Raw genomic sequence first — 20,737 nt, forward strand, 5'->3', positions numbered from 1 at the left:
ACGCGTGTCCTTACGCATGTCCTCGTGACGCGGCGGCTAGCCGCCCGACCTGCTGTGGCGGGCCCAGCGGTTGACCGGCGGCACCCAGCACAGCACGACCGCGGCGATGGCGGTGAGCAGGGAGACCAGGCTCAGCACGACGACGGAATCCGGTTCGTAGTCACCGAGAATGAGGAAATGCGGGAAAAGGGCGATCACCGCCGAAATGGTGAGAAGAACCCGGGACCAGACGGCGGCGCCGCGGCGCGCGACAAGGGCGAATACCAGGAGGCAGACCCCTGTGAAAACGGCGAATCCGGCACGGGCCGAGAGCGTTCCTGCCCGGTCGCTGACCAGTTCGTCCCACATCGGCCCCGTCAGGGCCTTGATGTCGGCCGCCGTCGTCCCCGACGGCAGGCCCACGACGTCCGGGTGGTCCGCGATGACGTCGTTGATGTTCTCCTCGGCCATGTCCTCGCCGCCGGCGAAGACCAGGGCGGCGCCGATGAAGGCGGTGACCGCGGAGACCATCGTGGTCCAGAACAGCGCGGCGAGGGTGCCGGGCCGCTTGGCCGCGCGCCGCGTGGGGGGCGCGCCCGCACCCGGGGGTGCGGGGTGCGCGGGGGCGGCCTGGTAATGGCTCACGAGCGTAACTCTCCTTGCAGAGATGATTGAACGAGTGGGATTGGCTCGACCATTCCATGGGTACCGGGAACGCATCCAGCATTTTCTGGAAGAAATCCCCAGATAATTTGTGCTGAACTCCGGATCAGTTTCCCTCTGTGGTTATGCTGCAATGCCGTAAAAGACGAGGGAGTCGGAGAGCGAGAACTCGCACATGGCATTATCAGAGCCGCAGCAGGACCCCACATCCGGACCGCGGCAGTACCCCACGGATCTCCTTGACACCACGATGGACCAGTTGCGCACGCTGCTCGCGGTGCGCGAGAGCGGCACCGCGCTCGCCGCCGCACGCCAACTCGGCCGCGAGCAGTCCAGCGTGCAGAAGCAACTGGACACGATGAACCGCACGTTCGGCGCGCTCTGCGGCGAGGCCCTCGTCCTCAAGCGCGGCCGCGGCAAGGACGTCCTGTTCACCCCCACCGGAGAGGCCCTGGTCGACCTCGCGCGCCGCACTCTGGAGCAGTGGACGGAAGGCATCCACGACGCCAGACGCCGGCTCGGCAGAACCCTCTCCGTGGGCTCGACCCGCTACACCCTGGGCTTCCTCCTGGACGCCGTGGAGCGCGTCAGCGAGGCGTACGAGCGAAGAGGCGTCGACCTGAAGGTGACCCATGTGCGCACCGGCGACCTCTTCGCCAAACTGCAGGCCAAGGAGCTGGACCTGGTCTGCGGCTCCATCGTCGTGACCGAGGGCCAGGAGGCCGAGCTCGATCCGTTCGAGATCATCGAGTGGCGCCGCAGCGGCCTCTCCCTGCTCACCAACCTGCCCGAGGAGCGCCTTCCGGGCCCCTCCGTCACCGCGGGCAGGCTGACCAGCCTGCCCCTGGTCGTCTCCGCGGGCGGCCTGATCGCCCGCTTCCTCACCGCCTGGTACGGCAGCGACTACCGCCAACACCTGTCCGTGGCCGCCGAGATAGAGGCCGCGCACTACGGCTTCGAGCTGCTGCGCTCGGGCGTGGTCAGCGGGGCGATGCTGGTCACGCAGGGCATCGGGGAGGCCGCGGAGAGCGGCAGCCTGCCCGAGGCGGGGGGCCTGCGACGCCTGGACATCATCGGGGACGTCGGGCCGAGGACGGAGGTTCTGGTAGGGGTGTTCACGCGGCGCGGGGACCGGGCGTCGTGCGGTCCGGGACACCCGTTGAACCTCTTGTGGGACGCGTTGTCCAAGGAGAACGAACGCTGGTGGCTCAGCCGTTGAATTCGGCGTTCCGCGTTCCCGGATATGTGGTCTAGACGTGTGGCGAATTCTGCGTCACGTGAATTCGCGCGCAGCTCACGCCAGTTCCCGTTCCCGTGTCTCCGGCAGCGCGAGGACGCAGAGCAGCGACACGACCGCCATGGCGCTCACGTACCAGCCCACCGACGAGGAACCGAACGCCGACTGCAGCCGGGTGGCCACCAGCGGCGAGACCGCGCCGCCGAGCACGCCGCCCAGGTTGTAGGCGAGCGAGGCGCCCGAGTAGCGCACGTTCGTGGAGAACAGTTCCGGCAGATAGGCGCCCATGGGGCCGTAGACCACACCCATGCAGAACAGCGCGCCGCCGATCGCGAGGGCGACGAGCACCGGCTGTTCGGTGTCCAGGAGCGGGAAGAGCACGAGCCCCCACACCACCGCGAGCCCCGCGCCCGCGAGGACCAGCTTGCGCCGCCCGTCCCCGTCGGAGCGCGTCGCGGCGAGCCAGGTGCCGGCCGCGAGGAAGAGGCAGGCGACCAGCGACAGGCCCAGCATGGTGTTGCGGGAGATGTGCAGGGTGCCGGTGGCGTAGGAGAGGCAGTAGGTCGTCGCCGTGTAGAAGAGGCCGTACGCGACGACCATCCCGCCCGCGCCGAGCAGCAGTTCGCGCGGGTGGCGGCGCAGCACGTCGAGCGTGGGGACCTTGCTGGCCTCCTGCGCCGCCATGACCTTGGCGAAGACCGGTGTCTCGCTGATCTTGAGGCGCACGAACAGGCCGACGGCGACCAGCAGGAACGAGAGCAGGAACGGCACGCGCCAGCCCCACGAGCGGAACGCGTCGTCGGAGAGCACGGACGAGAGGAGCCAGAAGACGCCGGTCGCCGCGAAGAACCCGACGGACGGGCCGAGTTGGGGGAAGGCCGCGTACATCCCGCGCTTCCTCCTCGGCGCGTGCTCCACCGCGAGCAGCGCCGCACCGCCCCACTCGCCGCCGAGCCCGATGCCCTGCAGGAAGCGGAGCAGGATCAGCAGGACCGGCGCCCAGATGCCCCATGTGCCGTAGCCGGGCAGGAGTCCGACGAGGGCGGTGGAGAGGCCCATCAGGAGCAGCGAGGCCACCAGGACCGACTTGCGGCCCACCCGGTCGCCGAAGTGCCCGAAGATCACCGAGCCGATGGGCCGGGCCGCGAACGCCACCGCGTACGTGGAGAACGACGCGAGGGTGGCGTTGACCGGATCGAGGGTCGGGAAGAACGCCTCGTTGAGGACGAGGGCGGCCGCCGTGCCGTAGATGTAGAAGTCGTAGAACTCGATGGCCGTCCCGATGAAGGAGGCCACGGCCACCCGGCGCATGCTCTCGGGGCTGGTGTCCGACGGCTGGTTCTCGCCCTGGACCTGCTGTTTCGCTGTCTCTGTCGCTTCGCTCTGCACGAGCGGCACTCTCGTGGTGGATGTAGGGGCCAGTCAATAGTTGGTACGGCCGGTCTCGATCACTGAGACCGGCGGTGGGCCGCCGTGACCTCGTGGAGGTGGACGAGGATGTCGTGGGACGGTGCGAGGCGGACCTTGTAGGGGCCGTCGGGCCATCCCGAGCCGATGCTGCGGGTCTCGCGCGCGGTGCTCAGCCACTTCCTGGTGTCGGCGGGCAGCCTCCGCATGTCCACGAAGTAGTCGTCGAAGCGCACCTTGTCGAGCGTGTGCTCGTTCATCCCGAGCGTCGCCGGGCCCAACGAGATCGACTTCCACTTCTCGTCGTCCCGGCCCTGAGCCATGAACGACCCCTGGTCGAAGGTGAATCCGATGCTCGCGTACCGCTTCCCGAGCCGGTCGCGCAGGAAGGCGCCCTGCATCTTCGGATAGCGCGGGTCGTAGGACTCGTACGCGACATGGGCGTTGTGCGCCGAGAGGAACACCTTGCCGCCCGCATACCGCTGCCACCACGCGGTGTTGTCCGCCATGGTCCGGTCGCGGTACAGCATCGCGGCCTTCCGGCCCTCTGCCGTGTCGAGCGGGAAGGCGTACATGTCCCCGGTCTGCGCGACGGACCGGGCGTGGTGCAGGGCGAGTTCGAAGGTGTTGTCCCTCTTGGCGGGCCGGTGCGTCTTCAGCAGGTCGTACGCCGCGGTCGCCTTCTTCGCCAGCGCCTTGCGCTCGGCGAGCGGAAGTCCCATGTACGTGTCGCCGTCCGTCAGGCGCCGCAGCGGCGCGTACAGCTCGTCGATCCGGGGCAGCAGGTCCGGCTCGTGCGCGCGCACGTAGTCCCGCACTCCGTCGAACAACTCGACGCCCTGCACGGGGTAGTTGAGGTCGTTGCCCATGAAGCGCAGCTGCCGCTCCGGGTGCTCGTCGTTGTACGCCCGCATCCAACGCAGCAGATGGACGTACTCCTCCGTGTCCCACGGGGTCTTCGCCAGCTCGCGGTGGACCAGTTCGCGCGCGTCGCCGCCACCACCCCGCACATAGGCGTCGAAGCGCAGGCCCGTCGTCCAGCTCACCTCCTGCGCGAAGGTGGTGAACCCCTTCTCCGCCACGAGGTGGCGGAACACCCGCTCCTTCATCGTGAAGAACTCGTGCGAGCCGTGCGTCGCCTCGCCCAGGCCCACCACGGAGGCGTCGCCGACCATCCGGTCGAGCGGCCGCAGGTCCTGCGTGCTCCCGCCAGGATCGGTGGACCGCAGGGGGTGGGCCGCGCGCTCGATCGCCGCGACCGGATCCGCGGGGCGCGGCGTCGCCCCCGCCGTCTGCGGGGCGATCAGCGCCCCCGCTCCGGCGGCCGCCACCACCAGGAGCGGAACCCCCCGGCGCATCACCCGTGTCATGCCGAACCTCCTCAACTCGCCTGAATCGACCTGAAGATCACGATCCCGTGCGCGGCGGGTGCGGCGCCATGGAGCGGGCACCCACATGCGCGGTGGGGTCTGCCCCACCACGGCCGGGGCGTGTACGTTCTCCGCCATGGCCCAATTCGTACTGGTGGCAGGGGCGTGGCTCGGATCGTGGGCGTGGCAGGAGGTGGCGGAGGACCTGCGGGCGGCAGGACACGGCGCCCATCCGCTGACGCTCTCCGGTCTCGCCGACAGACAGGACGTGCCCGCGGGGCAGCAGACCCACGTCCAGGACATCGTCGGCGAAGTCGAACGCCTCGATCTGCGTGACGTCGTCCTGGTCGGGCACAGCTACTCGGGCATCCCGGTCGGCCAGGCCGCCGAGCGGATCGGCGACCGGCTCGCCCGCGTGGTGTTCGTCGACGCCAACGTCCCGGTCGACGGCGAGTCGTTCGCCTCCGGCTGGTGGCAGGGCCAGGAGGTGTTCGAGGCCGCCCTCGCCGAGAACGACGGCTTCTGGGCGCCCCTGACCGCGGCCGACTTCGACGGGCAGGGGCTCGACAGCGAGCAGGTCGCGCGGATCGCGAGCGGGTCGACGCCGCACCCGGGCGCCACCCTGACCGAGCCCGCCGTCCTCACGGGCTCGCTCGCCGAGCTGCCCGCGACGTACGTCAAGTGCCTGCTGGACGGGGCCGAACCGATGGACGACGTGGCCGAGTTGCTGGGCAGCGAGGGCTGGCGGCTCGTCGAGATGGACACAGGGCACTGGCCGATGTTCTCCCGTCCGCGGGAACTGGCGAGGATCCTGCACGGCAGCGTGCGGGTCTGACCGCGCCCTTCACGGATAGCGCAGATACCGGCGGCGCACCGCGCGGAAGCGGGCCAGTTCGTTCGCCCAGGCGCCCGTCACCTCGTCGGTGTCCGCGCCCGCGTCGATCATCGTGCGCACCCGCGCGGACCCGGTGAGCCTGTCGATCCAGTGGTCGGAGCGCCATGCGAAGCCGCGCCACGCCTTCCTGGCCGTCACCAGGAGCGCGATGCCGGTGCGCACGGGGTCGTACGCCTCGCGGTCGTGCACATGGAGCTGGACGCCGCCGACGGTCTTCCCCTCGAACTTGGAGAACGTGGGGGAGAAGTACGCCTCCCTGAAGTGCACGCCGGGCAGGTCGAGCCGGCCGAGCGCGGCCGCCCACCGCCGGTCGACGCCCTCCGCGCCCAGGAGTTCGAAGGGGCGGGTCGTGCCGCGCCCCTCCGACAGGTTCGTCCCCTCGAAGAGGCAGGTGCCCGCGTAGGCGAGGGCGGTGTCGGGCGTCGGAATGTTCGGGCTCGGCGGCACCCACGGCAGCCCGGTGGCGTCGAAGAAGTCGGCGCGCCGCCACCCCGGCATCAGCACGGTCTCCAGCTCGACCGGGCGCTTGAGGAACTCCCCGTTGAACAGCAGCGCCAGCTCCGCGACCGTCATCCCGTGCGCCTGCGCGATCGGCTTGCGCCCCACGAAGCTCGCGAACTCCTTGTGCAGGACGGGCCCGTACGCCTCCCGGCCCGAGAGGGGGTTCGGCCGGTCGAGGACCACGAGGCGCCTGCCCGCGAGCCGCGCGGCCACCATGCAGTCGTAGAGAGTCCAGATGTACGTGTAGAAGCGGGCACCGGCGTCCTGGATGTCGAAGAGGAGCGTGTCCGCGCCGGAGGCGGCGAAGATTTCCGCGAGCTCCTTGCCGCTCTTCTGGTAGGTGTCGAACACGGGCAGCCCCGTCGCCGGGTCGTCGTACCGCCCCTCGGACCCGCCCGCCTGCGCGGTCCCGCGGAAGCCGTGCTCGGGGCCGAACACCGCGACCACGTCGACGCGTTCGTCGGCGTGCAGGACGTCCACGACGTGCCGCACGTCGCGCGTGACGCCCGTGGGGTTGGTGACCACGCCGACCCGCCGCCCTGCGAGGAGCGCGTAGCCGTCGGCGGCCAGGCGCTCGAAACCGGTGTGTGGCCCGTGCGCCCCGGGCTCTTTCGGCCCGTGGGCGGGGGCTTCCGACGCCGCTGCGGACGGCGCGAGGGCGGTTCCTGCGGTGGCGGCGAGCAGCCCGCGTCGCGAGAGGTTCATGGCCCCGCACGCTAGTGGCAGGGGCCGGGCAAATGAACGAACCCGGCCTGGTCGGCCCTCTTTCGCCATGACATACCGACTGGTTAGTCTGCCGTCGGAGCCGAGCCGCAAGCCGCAGTCGAGCCGCAAGCCGAAGCCGCAGGCCGAAGGAGACCGATCGTGGAGACCCTGCAGGACAAGGGAGTCGTCGTCACCGGGGCGGGAGGCGGGATCGGGGCCGCGCTCGCCCGCCGCTTCGCCGCCGAGGGAGCCCGCGTCGTCGTCAACGACCTGGACGGCGCCAAGGCGAAGGCCGTCGCCGACGAGGTGGACGGCATCGCCGTGCCGGGCGACGCGTCGGGCATCGTGCCGGAGGCCACCGAGGCCCTCGGCGGCACGGTCGACGTGTACTGCGCCAACGCCGGGCTCGGCTCCGGCGGCACCGAGGCCGCGCCCGAGGAGGTGTGGGCCGCGGCCTGGGACGTCAACGTCATGGCGCATGTGCGGGCGGCGCACGCGCTGCTGCCCGGCTGGCTGGAGCGCGGCGGCGGCCGCTTCGTCTCCACCGTCTCCGCTGCCGGACTGCTCACCATGATCGGCGCCGCGCCCTACAGCGTCACCAAGCACGGCGCGTACGCCTTCGCCGAATGGCTCTCGCTCACCTATCGCCACCGCGGCATCAAGGTCCACGCGATCTGCCCGCAGGGCGTGCGCACCGACATGCTCGCCGCCACCGGCAGCGCGGGCGACCTCGTGCTCACGCCCACCGCGATCGAGCCGGATGACGTCGCCACCGCCCTCTTCGCGGGCATGGCCGAGGACCGCTTCCTGATCCTGCCGCACCCCGAGGTCGACGCGTACTACCAGGCCCGCGCCGCCACCCCCGACAAGTGGCTGACGGGCATGAACCACATCCAGCAGAAGTGGGAGGCGACGCAGCGGTGAGCGGCCGGCAGGACGGCGACCACGGCTACGCGGCGAAGCCCTGGCTCGCCCGCCTCAACGACGCCCAGCGCGCCCCCGTGCGCCCCGCCCCCTCCGTCCCGCACGCCTTCCGCGAGGCCGTCGCCCGCGCCCCCGAACGCACCGCCCTCGCCTACTTCGACGGCCGCCTGAGCTACCGCGAGACCGACGCCCTCACCGACTCCGTCGCGGGCCATCTGGCCGCGCGCGGCATCGCCCGCGGCGACCGCGTCGCGATCCTCCTGCAGAACACCCCGCACTTCGTGCTCGCGCTCCTCGGCGCGTGGAAGGCGGGCGCCACGGTCGTCCCCGTCAACCCCATGTACAAGTCTGCGGAGGTCGGCCACGTCCTCGCCGACGCGGGCGTGGCCGCGCTGATCTGCTCGGACCGCGCCTGGGAGACGTATCTGCGGGAGGCGGCCGCGGAATCGCCGGTGCGCGTGGTGCTCACCGCCTGCCAGCTCGACCTGCAGAGCCGGAACGACACCCGGGTCCTCGACTTCGAGCGGCTGCCGGTCGCCGCCGACGCCGACGACCTCCTCGCGGTCGCGCGCCAGGGCCTTCCCGCCCCCGCCGAACGCACCCTCGGCCCCGCCGACGTGGCGCTGATCAGCTACACGTCCGGCACGAGCGGCACCCCCAAGGGCGCCATGAACACCCACGGCAACATCACCTACAACGCCGAGCGCCAGCGCACCGGGTCCGGGATACCCGAGGGCGCCTGCTACTACGCGATGGCGCCGCTCTTCCACATCACCGGCATGGTCGCGCAGGTCGCGGGCTGCCTCGCCAACGCGGGCACGCTCGCGCTCACCTACCGCTTCGACGCCGGGGTGGTCCTCGACGCCTTCGCCGAGCACCGCCCCGCGTTCACGGTCGGCCCCTCCACGGCGTTCATGGCACTGGCCGCCCACCCGGCGGCGACCCGGGCGCACTTCGACTCCTTCGTGCTCGTCGCCTCGGGCGGCGCGCCGCTGCCGCCGGCCCTCGTGGAGCGGTTCCGCGCGGCCTTCGGGCCCTACCTCCACAACGGCTACGGCCTCACCGAGTGCACCGCGCCCTGCGCCTCCGTGCCGCCCGGACAACAGGCGCCGGTCGACCCGGCCTCCGGGACGCTCGCCGTCGGTGTCCCGGGTCCCGAGACGGTCGTACGCATCCTGGACGACCTCGGCCGCGAGGTCCCGTTCGGTGAGCAGGGCGAGATCGTCGTACGCGGACCCCAGGTGGTGCCCGGCTACTGGAACCTGCCCGACGCCAGCGCCGAGACCTTCCCCGGCGGTGAACTGCGCACCGGCGACATCGGGTTCATGGACCCGGACGGCTGGCTCTACGTCGTCGACCGCAAGAAGGACATGATCAACGCGTCCGGCTTCAAGGTCTGGCCGCGCGAGGTCGAGGACGTCCTGTACACCCATGCGGCGGTGCGCGAGGCGGCCGTCGTCGGGGTGCCGGACAGCTACCGCGGGGAGACCGTCAAGGCGTACGTCAGCCTGCGTCCCGGCAGCGACACCGACCCCGCGGAGCTGGCCGCGTACTGCAAGGAGCGGCTCGCCGCGTACAAGTATCCGCGCGAGGTCGAGATCCTGACGGAGCTGCCGAAGACGACAAGTGGGAAGATCCTCCGGCGGGAACTGCGTTCCCGCTCACGGAACAGTCAGTGAGGCGAAAGGCAGGTGGCGGCAGTGGCCAGGACGACGGACGGTGACGGCACGCCCGTCCCGCAGCGGCTGCTGGCCGCCGCCACCCGGCTCTTCGCCGACCGTGGCTACGACCGCACCTCGGTGCAGGAGATCGTGGAGGCGGCCGGCGTCACCAAGGGCGCGCTGTACCACTACTTCGGGTCCAAGGACGACCTCCTCCACGAGGTCTACGCCCGGATGCTCCGCGTCCAGCAGGAGCGGCTCGACGCCATCGCGGACGCGGACGCCCCCGTGGAGCGCAGGGTCCGCGACGCCGCCGCGGACGTCGTGGTCACCACCATCGACAACCTCGACGACGCGTCGATCTTCTTCCGCTCCATGCACCACCTGAGCCCCGAGAAGAACAAGCAGGTGCGGGCCGAGCGGCGCCGGTACCACGAGCGGTTCCGGGCCCTGATCGAGGAGGGCCAGGAGTCCGGCGTCTTCTCCACGGCGACCCCGGCGGACCTCGTGGTCGACTACCACTTCGGCTCCGTCCACCACCTCTCCACCTGGTACCGCCCCGACGGACCGCTCACCCCGCAGCAGGTCGCCGACCATCTGGCGGACCTGCTGCTGAGGGCGCTGCGCCCGTGAGGTGAGCGGCCCTCTTCTGCGACGGCCGCGAAGTGGCCAAGCTGGAGGCATGGACCGCTTACCCGCCCTGTGGGCCGCGGCGTACGCGCCCGGCCGCTCCCGCCCCGTCCGCTTCACGGCCCGCCAACTCCTGCGCGTACGCCGCTTCGTACGCGCACTGGCGCTGGCGGACCATACTCCATCGGGCGGCTACTGATCCGCGCCCCGTAAGGGGCGCGGGGAACTGCGCGATCAACCACGACGAACCCGCAGCCAAGAGCCGTCCCGCCGCGCCCCTCACAGGTACTTCTTCAACTCCCGCCGCGCCAAAGACCGCTGATGCACCTCATCAGGACCGTCCGCCAAGCGCAGCGTCCTCGCCGCTGCCCAGAGTTCGGCCAGCGGGAAGTCCTGGCTGACGCCGCCCGCGCCGTGCAGCTGGACCGCCCGGTCGAGGATGTCGACCACCGCGCGCGGGGTCGCGATCTTGATGGACTGAATCTCCGTGTGCGCGCTCTTGTTGCCGACGGTGTCCATCAGCCAGGCCGTCTTCAGGACCAGAAGGCGCAGCTGCTCCACGGCGACCCGTGCGTCCGCGATCCACTCCTGTACGACGCCCTGCTGGGCCAGCGGTTTGCCGAACGCCGTGCGCGACACCGCCCGTCGGCACATCAGCTCGATGGCCCGCTCGGCCATGCCGATCAGCCGCATGCAGTGGTGGATCCGGCCCGGACCCAGCCGTGCCTGGGCGATGGCGAAGGCGCCGCCCTCCTCGCCGATCAGGTTCGCGGCGGGGACGCGTACGCGGTCGAAGACGACCTCGGCGTGACCGCCGTGGTAGTGGTCCTCGTACCCGTACACCCGCATGGCACGCCGGACTTCGAGCCCCGGGGTGTCGCGCGGGACGAGCACCATCGACTGCCGGCGGCGGATGTCGGCGCCGTCAGGGCCCTCGGCAGCCGTTGTCCTGCCCATCACGACGAAGACCTTGCAGTCGGGGTTCATCGCCCCGGAGATGTACCACTTGCGGCCGGTGATGACATAGTCGTCGCCGTCCCGCTCGATGTGCGTGGTGATGTTCGTGGCGTCGGAGGACGCCACCTCAGGCTCGGTCATCGCGAACGCCGAGCGGATCTCCCCGGCGAGCAGCGGCTCCAGCCACCGCTTCTTCTGCTCGTCCGTGCCGAACTGGGCGAGCACCTCCATGTTGCCGGTGTCGGGCGCCGCGCAGTTCAGCGCGGTCGGCGCCAACTGCGGGGAACGGCCGGTTATTTCGGCGAGCGGAGCGTACTGGAGGTTGGTGAGCCCTGCGCCGTGCTCCGCGTCGGGCAGGAAGAGGTTCCACAGGCCCTGCCTGCGGGCCTCGGCCTTCAACTCCTCGACGACGGCGGGGGTTTGCCACGGCGAGTCGAGGAGTGTCCGCTGCTCGTCGGCGACGGCCTCGGCCGGGTGGACGTACGCGTCCATGAAGGCGAGCAGCTTCCCGCGGAGCTCCTCGGTGCGGGCGTCGAATGCGAAGTCCATGGCTCTGCCTCAGCCTTCCTGTCGTCCCTGGAGCGTGGTGAGGCCGTGCTCGATGAACACGGGGACCAGCTCGCCGATCCGGTCGAAGCCCGCGCCGACCGTCTGGCCCAGCGTGTAGCGGTAGTGGATGCCCTCCAGGATCACGGCGAGCTTGAACCAGGCGAAGGCCGTGTACCAGGAGACGGCCGACACGTCGCGCCCCGAGCGCGCGGCGTACCGCTCGATCAGCTCGGCGGGGTCGGGGTGGCCCGGCGCGCCCGCGGTGGTGCTGACGGGGGAGTCGGGCACCTCCAGCTTCGCGCTGTACATCACGAGCAGGCCCAGGTCGGTGAGCGGGTCGCCGAGCGTGGACATCTCCCAGTCCAGGACGGCCTTGATCCGGTCGTCGTCGCCGATCAGGACGTTGTCCAGGCGGTAGTCGCCGTGCACGACGGTCGGCGCGGGGGACGGGGGCAGCGCGCGGCCGAGCGCCGAGTGCAGCTCGTCGATGCCGGCGAGGTCGCGGTTGCGGGACGCGTCCAGCTGCTTGCCCCAGCGGCGCAGCTGGCGGTCGAGGAAGCCCTCGGGCCGCCCGAAGTCGCCGAGCCCGACCGCCGCGGGGGCCACGGCGTGCAGGTCGACGAGGGTGTCGACGAGACCGAGTACGGCGCCGCGGGTGCGCTCGGGGCCGAGCGGCGCGAGCTCCTCCGCGGTGCGGTACGGGGTGCCCTCCACGAACTCCATCACGTAGAAGGGCGCTCCGAGAACGGAGTCGTCCTCGCACAGGATCACGGGCGTGGGCACCGGCACCGCCGTCGGGTGCAGCGCCTCGATCACCCGGTGCTCGCGCTTCATGTCGTGCGCCGTGGCGAGGACGTGGCCCAGCGGGGGCCGCCGCACCACCCAGCGCGAGGCGCCGTCCGTCACCGCGTATGTGAGGTTGGACCGGCCGCCCTCGATGAGCCGGGCGGTGAGGGGCCCGCCGACCAGGCCGGGCCGCTCGCGGTCGAGGTGGCCGCGCAACTGGTCGAGGTCGAGGCCCGGCGGGTGGTCTGAGCTCATCTTCGCTCCTGATCGGCGTGGTGGGTGGCTTGCCACCCCATGATGCCGACCAGTCGGTATGCCGTCCAGAGGCTAGTGGTCGTCCCAGTGCCCGTCGTGCTCCGCGTGCCGGTGGCCGTCGTGGAGGTAGTCCACGTGATCGCCGTGCGTCACGGCATCGTGCCCGCAGCCGTCACCGTGGCGATGGTCATGGCCCTGGTGGGCCGTGTGGCCCGACGGCTCGCACTCGTCGTAGTGGTCGGTGTGCAGACGGTGCATGTGGCCGTCGTGCGCGTAGTCGACGTGGTCGCCGTGCGGCACCTCGGGGTGGCCGCAGGCCGGGCCGTGGATGTGGTCGTGCACCGGGTGTTCGTGGTGGAGCGTGGTCATGACGCGCACCTTCTGTGACTTCCGGGGAGGGGTGACCCTCTCAGGCTAGCCCTCGATGCCCTATTGGTGCCGTTATGGGAGCCTTGTTGATGTTTCCATGACCTCCGCGAAGGCGACCCCATGAAGGCGATCAGCTACCGCAGCTACGGCGGCCCCGAAGTCCTCGAGTACGGCGAGGTGCGCGACCCCAAGGTCGGCCCCGACACCGTCCTGGTGAAGGTGCGGGCCGCGGCCGTGAACCCCGTCGACTGGAAGTGCCGCGAGGGCTACCTCGATGCCGCCCTCGACCCGGTCTTCCCCGTCATCCCCGGCTGGGACGTCTCGGGCGTGGTGGTCCAACCCGGCGCCTCCGTCCCGGAGTTCAGCGTCGGCGACGAGGTCATCGGATACGTACGCGAGGACTTCCTCTCGCGCGGCACCTTCGCCGAGTACGTGGCCGCGCCCGTGCGCACCCTCGCGCGCAAGCCGCGCAACCTCACCTTCGAGGAGGCCGCGGGCCTGCCGCTGGCCGGGCTCACCGCCTACCAGGTCGTCACCGGGCCGCTCGCGGTGACCGAGGGCGACGTCGTCCTCGTGCACGCGGCGGCGGGCGGCGTCGGCTCGATCGCGGTGCAGCTCGCCCGGCACGCGGGCGCCCGCGTCATCGGCACGGCGAGCGAGCGCAACCACGACTTCCTGCGGGAGCTCGGCGCGGAGCCCGTCACCTATGGGGAAGGGCTCGTCGAGCGTGTGCGCGCGCTGGCCCCCGAGGGCGTCGACGCGGCGTTCGACACCGTCGGCGGCGACACGCTCAAGGCCTCCGCCGAGCTCCTCGCGCCCGGCGGCCGCCTCGCGTCGATCGCGGACGGCGGGGTGATCGGGCTCGGCGGCCACTACTGCTTCGTACGCCCCGACGCCGTGGACCTCGCGCGCCTCGCCGATCTCGCGGAGCAGGACGTCGTGACGGTCCACGTCGACGAGACGTTCCCGCTGGAGCGGGCGGCCGACGCGCACCGGCTGAGCGCGGAGGGCCGGACGCGGGGCAAGATCGTCGTGACGGTGGAGTGGGGGGCCGAACCCGTGGATTCGGGGGACTGAACCAGCCCGTGGAGGCCGTCCCGGGTCACACCAGCACCATCACCGCCGCGCACACCGCGAGCGCCACCGTGCACCCCGCCGCCGTCCGGGCCGCCCGGAACGTCAGTGTCCGGGGGCGGCACTCCGTCAGGGCGACCATCCTGTGGTGCGCCACCGTCAGGAAGCCGAGCCAGAGCAGCAGACACAGGGCGCACGCCAGGACGCCGAGCGCGGTGGGCCCGTGGTGCAGGACCGCGCGGGCGGCGAGGACCGCGGCGACCGTGGCCGACAGCGTCGTGCGCCGCCAGGCGAGGCGGGTGCGCTCCGGCTGAAGGCCCGGGTCGCGGACGTGTCCGGCGGCGCCCCGACCGGGCTGCGTCACCCCTCCCACCCGAAGAGCACGACCACCACCATGGCGAGCGCGACCACCGCGACCGCCAGGCTCAGCACCGTCGGGAAGCGGCTGGCCGGCAGGTCCTCGCCGCGCCGCATGGCCCGCTCGCAGCGCACCCAGTGGTTGACCGCGCGCAGCGAGCACAGGACGCCCGCGGCGAGCAGCGCGAGCGCGAGCCCGATCCGCCATCCCCAGCGCAGGTCCGGCAGGAACTGGTCCACGGCGAAGCCGCCGCCGATCAGTGCGAGCGCGGTGCGCAGCCAGGCCAGGAAGGTGCGTTCATTGGCGAGCGAGAAGCGGTAGTCGGGGGTGTCGCCGTCCTCGCGGATGCGCTCGGGGGCGAACCACAGCTTCAGGTTCTGTACGAAATTGCTCACGGCCGCACGATAAGCCGCGCCGGTCAGCCCGCGCGGAAGGCCCTCAGGCGGTGATGGGCGTCGAGTCCGTCCGGCACCCACTCCCACTCGCCGAGCCGCCGCTCCAACTCCTCGTCGGTGACGAAGGCGTGCCAGGCGACCTCCTCGACCTGCGGATTCACCGGCAGCTCGCAGCGCACCTCGTAGAGGTACGACCACCAGGACTGCCCGGCGCCGTTGTCGTAGAGGAACTTGAACAGCGGCGTGGGGCGCGGCAGTCCGCTGACGCCCAGCTCCTCCTCGGCCTCGCGCAGCGCCGCGTCGTCGCACGACTCGCCCGCCCCGACCACGCCGCCGACGAACATGTCGTACAGCGAGGGGAAGACCAGCTTGGTCGGGGTGCGGCGGTGCACGAACAGACGGCCCCGCGCGTCCCGCACCTGGATGAACGCACAGCGGTGGCGCAGTCCCCGCGCGTACGCCTCACCGCGCGGGGACTCGCCGACCACCTCGTCGTTCTCGTCGACGATGGTGATCATCTCTTCTCGGGGGTCGGCCTGTCCGGCTGCTGAGTCACTCATGCCGACCATCCAACCTCACTGCCCCATGACGTACTTCACGGTGGGTCCGGCCGTCCAGCCGCCGTCGACGGCGAGCTCCGCGCCCGTCACGTAGGAGGCGGCGTCCGAGAGCAGGAAGACCATGGCGCCCGCGATCTCGTGCGCCTCGCCGACGCGGCCCATCGGGGTGTTGGGGTACTTGCCCTCGCCCTTCTCGATGCCGACCTGGGCGGTCATCGGGGTGTACGTCATGCCGGGGTGGACGGAGTTGACGCGGATGCGGGCCGTGCCGAGCTCCACCGCGCCGATCTTGGTGAGACCGCGCACGCCCCACTTCGAGGCGCCGTACCCGGCGGTGAGCGCGAGGCCCATCAGCCCGGCGGCGGAGGAGATGTTGACGATGGACCCGCCGCCGGACTCCTTCATCGCGGGGACGACGGTCTTCATGCCGATGAAGACGCCGGTGAGGTTGATGTCGAGGACCTTGCGGAAGTGCTCGACGGACTCCGACTCCAGGAACTGCCCGGTGGATATCCCCGCGTTGTTCACGAGGCCGTGGATGCCGCCGAACTCGGCGACCGCGAGGTCCACGACGCGCTGCCAGTCCTCCTCCGACGTCACGTCGTGGTGCGCGAAGCGGGCGCGCTCGCCGAGCTCGGCGGCGGTGGCCTTGCCCTCGTCGTCGAGGACGTCGGTGAGGACGACGTTCGCTCCGGCGGCGACGGCCTGGCGGGCGGCTTCGGCGCCCAGGCCGCGGGCGGCGCCGGTGATGACGACGGTCTTGCCGGTGAGGTCGTGCTGGGTCATGAGGTGCCTCCAAGGCGGGGTGGCGGGGCGAGCAGCAGAGCAGCTGTGGTCTCGACGAGGTCGGCGAGGAAGAGCTCCTCGCCGGTCAGGGGGGTGGTGCCCGTCAGGTACTGACGGGCTCGGTCGCCCATGGCGGCGCCGATCATCGTGAGCGCGAGGTCGAGCCGTTCGAGGCGGAGCGGTTCGGGCAGTCCGGGGGCGAGGTCGGCCACGCGGTCTTCGAGCCACCCGATCAGCGTCCAGTAGACGGTGCCGTCGATGGTGGGGTGCGGGGTGCGGGTGCGCACGCCGCTCTCGTGGCTGAGCTGGGCGGAGACGCGCAGACAGCGGCGCCCGCGCTCGGTGCGGAGCTCGGTGGCCTCGGCGGCCACCAGGGCGGTGAGCAGTCCGTGCAGGTCGGTGCCGTCGCCGACGCGGGCCAGCTCGGCGGCGAGGACCCGCTCGGTGCGGGACTGCCGGGTGGCCATCACGGCGTCGAGCAGGCCGCCGCGGGAGCCGAAGTGGTACTGCACCGCGGAAGGGTTGCTCTGTCCCGCGAGCCGCACGATGTCGCGCAGCTGGGCGCCGTCCACGCCTTGCTCGGCGAAGACTTGCTCGCCGGCGCGGATGAGCTTGTCGCGGGTCTCAGGACCTGAGGTTCTGGCCATGCCGCCATTCTAATGATGGCCATTATTAAAAGCGACTCGTCAGAGTTGTGAGGCCGTAGGAATCCTGCGGGTTCGATGTGGCTTGTCGCGCAGTTCCCCGCGCCCCTGACGGGGCGCCTGTGCCCCGCCCGGCATCGCGGGGTGCAGCCCCAGCAACACCGCTCCCGCCACCACGGCCGCGAGGCCACCCCCCTCCCACGCCAACGCCCCCGCGTCGGCCCGCAGGCGGTCCCCCAGGAACCCCACCCCGCACGCGATCCCCGCCAGCGGCTGCGCCGCCGTCAGCGCGGGCAGGGACATCCGCAGCGGTGCCGTCTCGAACGCGCTCTGCACCAGGACCAGCCCCGCGACGCCGAGCACGAGCACCCCGTACGGCTGCCAGGCCGTGACGAGGCCGGTCCAGCCGTCCGCCGCGAACCGCTGTGCGCTCACCCGCGTCAACGCGTCCTGCACCCCGTACAGAAGACCGGCCGCGAGCGCGAGCAGCACCGGCCCCGCGCCGAGCCTGGACCGCTTCGCGTACGCCGTGAGCAGCAGCGCGCCGCCCACCATCACACCGATGAACAGCCAGTGCCGCACCGGGTCCGTCACCGCGTCGCCGCCCCGCGGCTCGCCCGCCACGATGAACGCCGTGACGCCGCCCGCGAGCAGCGCGAGCCCGGCCCAGCCCTGCCGGCCGACCGGCTGCCCGCTCTGGTGGCGGGAGAGCGCGAGGGCGAAGAGCAGGTTCGTGGCGAGCAGCGGCTCGACGAGCGAGAGTTCGCCGTGCCCGAGGGCGGCCGCGCCGAGCGCCATGCCGCACACCATCAGGCCGATCCCGGCGAGCCAGCGCGGCACCCGCACCAGGTCGAGCAGGAGTCGTGGCGAGAGGAAGTCGCCCAGCGGGGCGTGGCGCGCCACGTTCTGCTGGAGCACGAAGCCGGAGCCGAGGCAGCAGGCGGCACCGACGGCGAGGACGAGGACGAGGAGAGACACGTCGCATACCCGGGGGAGGAGACGGGGACGGCCCGGCGGCCGTGGTGCGCCAAGCGCCGCGGAGGCGCCCGAGCCGGGGCACGAGGCGGAGACCCGGCCGACGATAGCGGCACCGGGACGTCCGCGCGCACTTGAGCTTGACGACTTCCCCGCGTCTGTCGGTTGACGTGCGTCACCGGGCTGTTCAGGATCTGACCTGTCGAGGAATCCGACCCGCCGGTAACCTTGCGGGCCCCTGTCGAGGAGGACGACCGCCATGGCGTACGACGCAGATGTGATCGTGATCGGGGCGGGGCTCGCCGGGCTCGCGGCGACCGCGGAGCTCGTCGACGCGGGCCGCAGGGTGATCCTCGTCGACCAGGAGCCCGAGCAGTCGCTCGGCGGCCAGGCGCACTGGTCCTTCGGCGGGCTCTTCTTCGTCGACTCCCCGGAGCAGCGGCGGCTGCGGATCAAGGACTCCCACGCGCTCGCTCTGCAGGACTGGATGGGCACGGCCGCGTTCGACCGGCCCGAGGACCACTGGCCGCGCAGGTGGGCCGAGGCGTACGTCGACTTCGCGGCCGGCGAGAAGCGGTCCTGGCTGCACGGGCAGGGGGTCAGGTTCTTCCCCGTCGTCGGGTGGGCCGAGCGCGGTGGCTACGACGCGCAGGGGCACGGCAACTCCGTGCCGCGCTTCCACATCACCTGGGGGACGGGCCCGGGGCTGCTCGCGCCGTTCGTGCGGCGGGTGCGGGCCGGGGTCGCGAGCGGCCTCGTCCAGCTGAGGTTCCGGCACCGCGTCACCGGGCTCTCGCGCAGCGCGGGCAGCCTCGACACCGTCACCGGCGAGGTCCTGGAACCCTCGGCCGTCGAGCGCGGCAAGGCCAGCAGCCGTGAGGTCACCGGCACCTTCGAGTTCCGGGCCCAGGCGGTGATCGTGACCTCGGGCGGCATCGGCGGCAACCACGACCTCGTACGCGCCAACTGGCCCGAGCGGCTCGGTACTCCGCCCGAGAAGATGGTCTCCGGGGTGCCCGCGCACGTCGACGGGAAGATGCTCGGCATCGCCGAGGCCGCGGGGGCGCACCTCATCAACCGCGACCGCATGTGGCACTACACCGAGGGCATCGAGAACTGGAACCCCATCTGGGCCCGGCACGGCATCCGCATCCTGCCGGGCCCCTCGTCCCTGTGGCTGGACGCGCGGGGCGAGCGCCTGCCCGTGCCGCTCTTCCCCGGCTTCGACACGCTCGGCACGCTGGAGCACATCATGAGGACGGGGTACGACCACACGTGGTTCGTCCTCAACCAGCGCATCATCGGCAAGGAGTTCACCCTCAGCGGCTCCGAGCAGAACCCCGATCTGACGGGGAAGTCCGTGCGGGGCGTCATCGACCGGGCGCGCGCCGAAGTGCCGGGACCCGTCAAGGCGTTCATGGACCACGGCGTCGACTTCGTGGTGGAGAAGGAGCTCGGCGCGCTGGTGCGCGGCATGAACGCCCTCACCGGACATTCAGCGGCCCCCCTCATCGACGAGGCGGCACTGCGCCGCACGCTGGCCGCGCGCGACCGCGAGATCGCCAACCCCTTCACCAAGGACCTCCAGGTGACGGCCATCCGCGGCGCCCGCAAGTTCCTCGGCGACCGGCTCATCCGGGCCGCGGCCCCGCACCGCATCCTCGACCCCAAGGCGGGACCGCTCGTCGCCGTGCGCCTGAACATCCTGACCCGCAAGACCCTCGGCGGCCTGGAGACCGACCTCTCCTCGCGCGTTCTGACCGAGGGCGGCGAGCCCTTGGCGGGTGTGTACGCCGCCGGGGAGGCCGCCGGATTCGGCGGCGGGGGAGTGCACGGCTACCGCTCGCTGGAGGGCACCTTCCTCGGCGGCTGCCTCTTCTCGGGGCGCACGGCGGGCCGCGCCGCCGCCCGCGAGGTGAGTTGAGCACGTCTTTGCCAAGAGGGGGTTCTCCCAGGTGGCGGGCGAAGTCTGAGGATTTTGAAACGAGTTGGTGAAGGGGGGACGAACCGCCGGGCCTTGACGTGGAGTGCTGCCTACCGCTTTGCTGTGCGTGATCATCCGTACGCAAGCCGCGCCGGGGAGGGCGTCCCGCGGTGTCTCCACCCCCACCCCCATTGGGCCGTTCCCGCAAGAAGACCGCGGGGCACGTCTTCGACGCCGCGCTCGACGACGCCGAACTCGTCGCCGCACGAGCGGCGTTGGCCCAAGGGCGCTGGACCGAGGCCCGCGCGCTGCTCGCCGCCACCGGCGACGACTGGGACCGCAGGGGCCACCGCTTCGACGTGCTCGGCCAGGAGAGCACCACGGCCGCGTGGGCGCGCGACTGGCGGCTCGCCGAACCCGAGAGCCACGACGCCGAAGTGCTGCTCGCCTTCGCCGCCGTGCACAAGGCGCTGCGCGGCAAGGCCCGTTCGGACAAGGTGCGCGCCCAGTGCCGCGAGGCGGCCGCGCGCGTCCCCGCCGACCCGACTCCCTGGCTCGCGCTGCTCCTGCTGGAGCGCTCGCTGGGCCGCGAGGAGGACGTCGTACGCCTCTTCGACGAGGTCCGCCACCGCCATCCCGAGCACCACCACGCCCACCACTTGATGGTGGCGCGGCTCGCCGAGCGGCGCCCCGGCGCGGGCCAGGACCCGCTGCACGAGGTGTACGACTTCGCGTCCTGGGCCGTGGAACAGGCGCCCGCCGACTCGTCGTTGGCGGTCCTGCCCGTCGTCGCGCACGCCGAGCGCTACCGCGTCCTTGCCACCGCGGGCCTGGAGCCCACCGATCCGGTCGCCTCGGGGCACTGGACCGGGCGCCGCGCCCGCGGGGTCATGAAGGCCGCCTTCGACTGGTGGCTGGAGTGGGAGACCCCGGACGAGCCGGGCCACCCGCGCTGCCACGTCGACCTCAACTTCCTTGCCCACGCGAAGTCCTGCGAGGGCAGGGCGGCCGAAGCCGCCGCGCTCTTCCACCGCATCGGACGGCACGCGACGCCGGCCCCCTGGTCGTACCCGGACCGGGACCCGCTCCAGGCGTTCGACGCCGCGCGGGCCGCGGCAATCGGATCGGCCTGA

General features: G+C 71.8%; 22 protein-coding genes. 9 read left to right on the forward strand and 13 right to left on the reverse strand.

The window, feature by feature from the left end:
• Positions 1–36 precede the first annotated feature (36 nt).
• On the reverse strand, positions 37–624 hold the full coding sequence (locus AB0B50_RS07735) for a hypothetical protein (protein WP_362327266.1): 588 nt from the start codon (positions 622–624) through the stop codon (positions 37–39).
• A gap of 193 nt (positions 625–817) precedes the next feature.
• On the opposite strand from AB0B50_RS07735, the gene AB0B50_RS07740 reads away from it, so the two are divergent.
• Positions 818–1,861 (forward strand): LysR family transcriptional regulator, encoded by a 1,044-nt coding sequence (locus tag AB0B50_RS07740; protein WP_362327269.1) that lies wholly within the window; start codon positions 818–820, stop codon positions 1,859–1,861.
• A gap of 75 nt (positions 1,862–1,936) precedes the next feature.
• Here AB0B50_RS07740 and AB0B50_RS07745 read toward each other — a convergent pair whose 3' ends face one another.
• Together AB0B50_RS07745 and AB0B50_RS07750 are read right to left on the reverse strand one after the other, a co-directional pair.
• Complete coding sequence (locus tag AB0B50_RS07745) at positions 1,937–3,190, reverse strand: MFS transporter (RefSeq protein WP_362328210.1); 1,254 nt, start codon at positions 3,188–3,190, stop codon at positions 1,937–1,939.
• Positions 3,191–3,327: 137 nt separating this feature from the next.
• The gene (locus AB0B50_RS07750; protein ID WP_362327272.1) at positions 3,328–4,656 is read right to left on the reverse strand and encodes an erythromycin esterase family protein; all 1,329 of its coding nucleotides are present in this window, start codon (positions 4,654–4,656) and stop codon (positions 3,328–3,330) included.
• A gap of 136 nt (positions 4,657–4,792) precedes the next feature.
• Between AB0B50_RS07750 and AB0B50_RS07755 the strand changes: the two genes are divergently transcribed.
• Positions 4,793–5,491 carry an alpha/beta hydrolase gene (locus AB0B50_RS07755; protein ID WP_362327275.1) on the forward strand — a complete coding sequence of 233 codons (699 nt, stop codon included), beginning with the start codon at positions 4,793–4,795 and terminating at the stop codon, positions 5,489–5,491.
• 9 nt (positions 5,492–5,500) lie between these two features.
• Here AB0B50_RS07755 and AB0B50_RS07760 read toward each other — a convergent pair whose 3' ends face one another.
• Complete coding sequence (locus AB0B50_RS07760; RefSeq protein WP_362327277.1) at positions 5,501–6,757, reverse strand: DUF1343 domain-containing protein; 1,257 nt, start codon at positions 6,755–6,757, stop codon at positions 5,501–5,503.
• Positions 6,758–6,913: 156 nt separating this feature from the next.
• Here AB0B50_RS07760 and AB0B50_RS07765 point away from each other — a divergent pair, with 156 nt between their 5' ends.
• The 4 genes from AB0B50_RS07765 to AB0B50_RS07780 are packed head-to-tail and all read left to right on the forward strand — an operon-like array spanning position 6,914 to position 10,171.
• Positions 6,914–7,681: an SDR family oxidoreductase gene (locus AB0B50_RS07765; RefSeq protein ID WP_362328212.1), complete on the forward strand. Its 768-nt coding sequence runs from the start codon at positions 6,914–6,916 to the stop codon at positions 7,679–7,681.
• Complete coding sequence (locus tag AB0B50_RS07770) at positions 7,678–9,360, forward strand: AMP-binding protein (RefSeq protein WP_362327279.1); 1,683 nt, start codon at positions 7,678–7,680, stop codon at positions 9,358–9,360. The genes AB0B50_RS07765 and AB0B50_RS07770 overlap by 4 nt, the downstream gene beginning before the upstream one ends.
• 21 nt (positions 9,361–9,381) lie before the next feature.
• Positions 9,382–9,975, forward strand: a complete 594-nt coding sequence (locus tag AB0B50_RS07775) for a TetR/AcrR family transcriptional regulator (RefSeq protein ID WP_362327281.1) — start codon at positions 9,382–9,384, stop codon at positions 9,973–9,975.
• Between the two features lie 49 nt (positions 9,976–10,024).
• Entirely contained in the window at positions 10,025–10,171 is a 147-nt protein-coding gene (locus AB0B50_RS07780) for a hypothetical protein (protein WP_362327283.1), read from the forward strand.
• A gap of 80 nt (positions 10,172–10,251) precedes the next feature.
• On the opposite strand, the gene AB0B50_RS07785 is transcribed toward AB0B50_RS07780, so the two are convergent.
• The 3 genes from AB0B50_RS07785 to AB0B50_RS07795 form a co-directional block, all read right to left on the reverse strand.
• On the reverse strand, positions 10,252–11,478 hold the full coding sequence (locus AB0B50_RS07785; RefSeq protein WP_362327286.1) for an acyl-CoA dehydrogenase family protein: 1,227 nt from the start codon (positions 11,476–11,478) through the stop codon (positions 10,252–10,254).
• 9 nt (positions 11,479–11,487) lie between these two features.
• Positions 11,488–12,519 (reverse strand): phosphotransferase family protein, encoded by a 1,032-nt coding sequence (locus tag AB0B50_RS07790; protein WP_362327287.1) that lies wholly within the window; start codon positions 12,517–12,519, stop codon positions 11,488–11,490.
• Between the two features lie 72 nt (positions 12,520–12,591).
• On the reverse strand, positions 12,592–12,888 hold the full coding sequence (locus tag AB0B50_RS07795; protein WP_362327289.1) for a hypothetical protein: 297 nt from the start codon (positions 12,886–12,888) through the stop codon (positions 12,592–12,594).
• 120 nt (positions 12,889–13,008) lie between these two features.
• Here AB0B50_RS07795 and AB0B50_RS07800 point away from each other — a divergent pair, with 120 nt between their 5' ends.
• The gene (locus AB0B50_RS07800; RefSeq protein WP_362327292.1) at positions 13,009–13,965 is read left to right on the forward strand and encodes an NADP-dependent oxidoreductase; all 957 of its coding nucleotides are present in this window, start codon (positions 13,009–13,011) and stop codon (positions 13,963–13,965) included.
• A gap of 25 nt (positions 13,966–13,990) precedes the next feature.
• On the opposite strand, the gene AB0B50_RS07805 is transcribed toward AB0B50_RS07800, so the two are convergent.
• Genes AB0B50_RS07805 through AB0B50_RS07830 form a run of 6 tightly spaced genes read right to left on the reverse strand, consistent with a single transcriptional unit; the run spans position 13,991 to position 17,683 of the window.
• The gene (locus AB0B50_RS07805) at positions 13,991–14,326 is read right to left on the reverse strand and encodes a DUF202 domain-containing protein (protein ID WP_362327294.1); all 336 of its coding nucleotides are present in this window, start codon (positions 14,324–14,326) and stop codon (positions 13,991–13,993) included.
• Positions 14,323–14,715 (reverse strand): DUF202 domain-containing protein, encoded by a 393-nt coding sequence (locus AB0B50_RS07810; RefSeq protein WP_362327296.1) that lies wholly within the window; start codon positions 14,713–14,715, stop codon positions 14,323–14,325. The genes AB0B50_RS07805 and AB0B50_RS07810 overlap by 4 nt, the downstream gene beginning before the upstream one ends.
• 23 nt (positions 14,716–14,738) lie before the next feature.
• The gene (locus AB0B50_RS07815; protein WP_362327299.1) at positions 14,739–15,275 is read right to left on the reverse strand and encodes an NUDIX domain-containing protein; all 537 of its coding nucleotides are present in this window, start codon (positions 15,273–15,275) and stop codon (positions 14,739–14,741) included.
• 15 nt (positions 15,276–15,290) lie between these two features.
• A complete protein-coding gene (locus AB0B50_RS07820; RefSeq protein ID WP_362327302.1) occupies positions 15,291–16,061 on the reverse strand; it encodes a glucose 1-dehydrogenase in 771 nt (256 codons plus the stop codon).
• Positions 16,058–16,708, reverse strand: a complete 651-nt coding sequence (locus tag AB0B50_RS07825) for a TetR family transcriptional regulator (RefSeq protein WP_362327305.1) — start codon at positions 16,706–16,708, stop codon at positions 16,058–16,060. The genes AB0B50_RS07820 and AB0B50_RS07825 overlap by 4 nt, the downstream gene beginning before the upstream one ends.
• 39 nt (positions 16,709–16,747) lie before the next feature.
• On the reverse strand, positions 16,748–17,683 hold the full coding sequence (locus AB0B50_RS07830; RefSeq protein WP_362327308.1) for a DMT family transporter: 936 nt from the start codon (positions 17,681–17,683) through the stop codon (positions 16,748–16,750).
• Between the two features lie 256 nt (positions 17,684–17,939).
• Here AB0B50_RS07830 and AB0B50_RS07835 point away from each other — a divergent pair, with 256 nt between their 5' ends.
• Both AB0B50_RS07835 and AB0B50_RS07840 read left to right on the forward strand, forming a co-directional pair.
• The gene (locus AB0B50_RS07835; RefSeq protein ID WP_362327311.1) at positions 17,940–19,604 is read left to right on the forward strand and encodes an FAD-binding dehydrogenase; all 1,665 of its coding nucleotides are present in this window, start codon (positions 17,940–17,942) and stop codon (positions 19,602–19,604) included.
• A 170-nt stretch (positions 19,605–19,774) separates the two neighbouring features.
• Entirely contained in the window at positions 19,775–20,737 is a 963-nt protein-coding gene (locus AB0B50_RS07840; RefSeq protein ID WP_362327313.1) for a hypothetical protein, read from the forward strand.

The sequence above is a fragment of the Streptomyces sp. NPDC041068 genome (assembly GCF_040647455.1).
Taxonomy (GTDB): domain Bacteria; phylum Actinomycetota; class Actinomycetes; order Streptomycetales; family Streptomycetaceae; genus Streptomyces.

Coding starts and splice junctions, on each gene's coding strand:
- AB0B50_RS07740 (WP_362327269.1), top strand. CDS start 818: ATGGCATTATCAGAGCCGCAGCAGGACCCCACATCCGGACCGCGGCAG.
- AB0B50_RS07745 (WP_362328210.1), bottom strand. CDS start 3,190: ATGCGCCGGGTGGCCGTGGCCTCCTTCATCGGGACGGCCATCGAGTTC.
- AB0B50_RS07750 (WP_362327272.1), bottom strand. CDS start 4,656: ATGACACGGGTGATGCGCCGGGGGGTTCCGCTCCTGGTGGTGGCGGCC.
- AB0B50_RS07755 (WP_362327275.1), top strand. CDS start 4,793: ATGGCCCAATTCGTACTGGTGGCAGGGGCGTGGCTCGGATCGTGGGCG.
- AB0B50_RS07760 (WP_362327277.1), bottom strand. CDS start 6,757: ATGAACCTCTCGCGACGCGGGCTGCTCGCCGCCACCGCAGGAACCGCC.
- AB0B50_RS07780 (WP_362327283.1), top strand. CDS start 10,025: ATGGACCGCTTACCCGCCCTGTGGGCCGCGGCGTACGCGCCCGGCCGC.
- AB0B50_RS07785 (WP_362327286.1), bottom strand. CDS start 11,478: ATGGACTTCGCATTCGACGCCCGCACCGAGGAGCTCCGCGGGAAGCTG.
- AB0B50_RS07790 (WP_362327287.1), bottom strand. CDS start 12,519: ATGAGCTCAGACCACCCGCCGGGCCTCGACCTCGACCAGTTGCGCGGC.
- AB0B50_RS07795 (WP_362327289.1), bottom strand. CDS start 12,888: ATGACCACGCTCCACCACGAACACCCGGTGCACGACCACATCCACGGC.
- AB0B50_RS07800 (WP_362327292.1), top strand. CDS start 13,009: ATGAAGGCGATCAGCTACCGCAGCTACGGCGGCCCCGAAGTCCTCGAG.
- AB0B50_RS07815 (WP_362327299.1), bottom strand. CDS start 15,275: ATGAGTGACTCAGCAGCCGGACAGGCCGACCCCCGAGAAGAGATGATC.
- AB0B50_RS07820 (WP_362327302.1), bottom strand. CDS start 16,061: ATGACCCAGCACGACCTCACCGGCAAGACCGTCGTCATCACCGGCGCC.
- AB0B50_RS07825 (WP_362327305.1), bottom strand. CDS start 16,708: ATGGCCAGAACCTCAGGTCCTGAGACCCGCGACAAGCTCATCCGCGCC.
- AB0B50_RS07835 (WP_362327311.1), top strand. CDS start 17,940: ATGGCGTACGACGCAGATGTGATCGTGATCGGGGCGGGGCTCGCCGGG.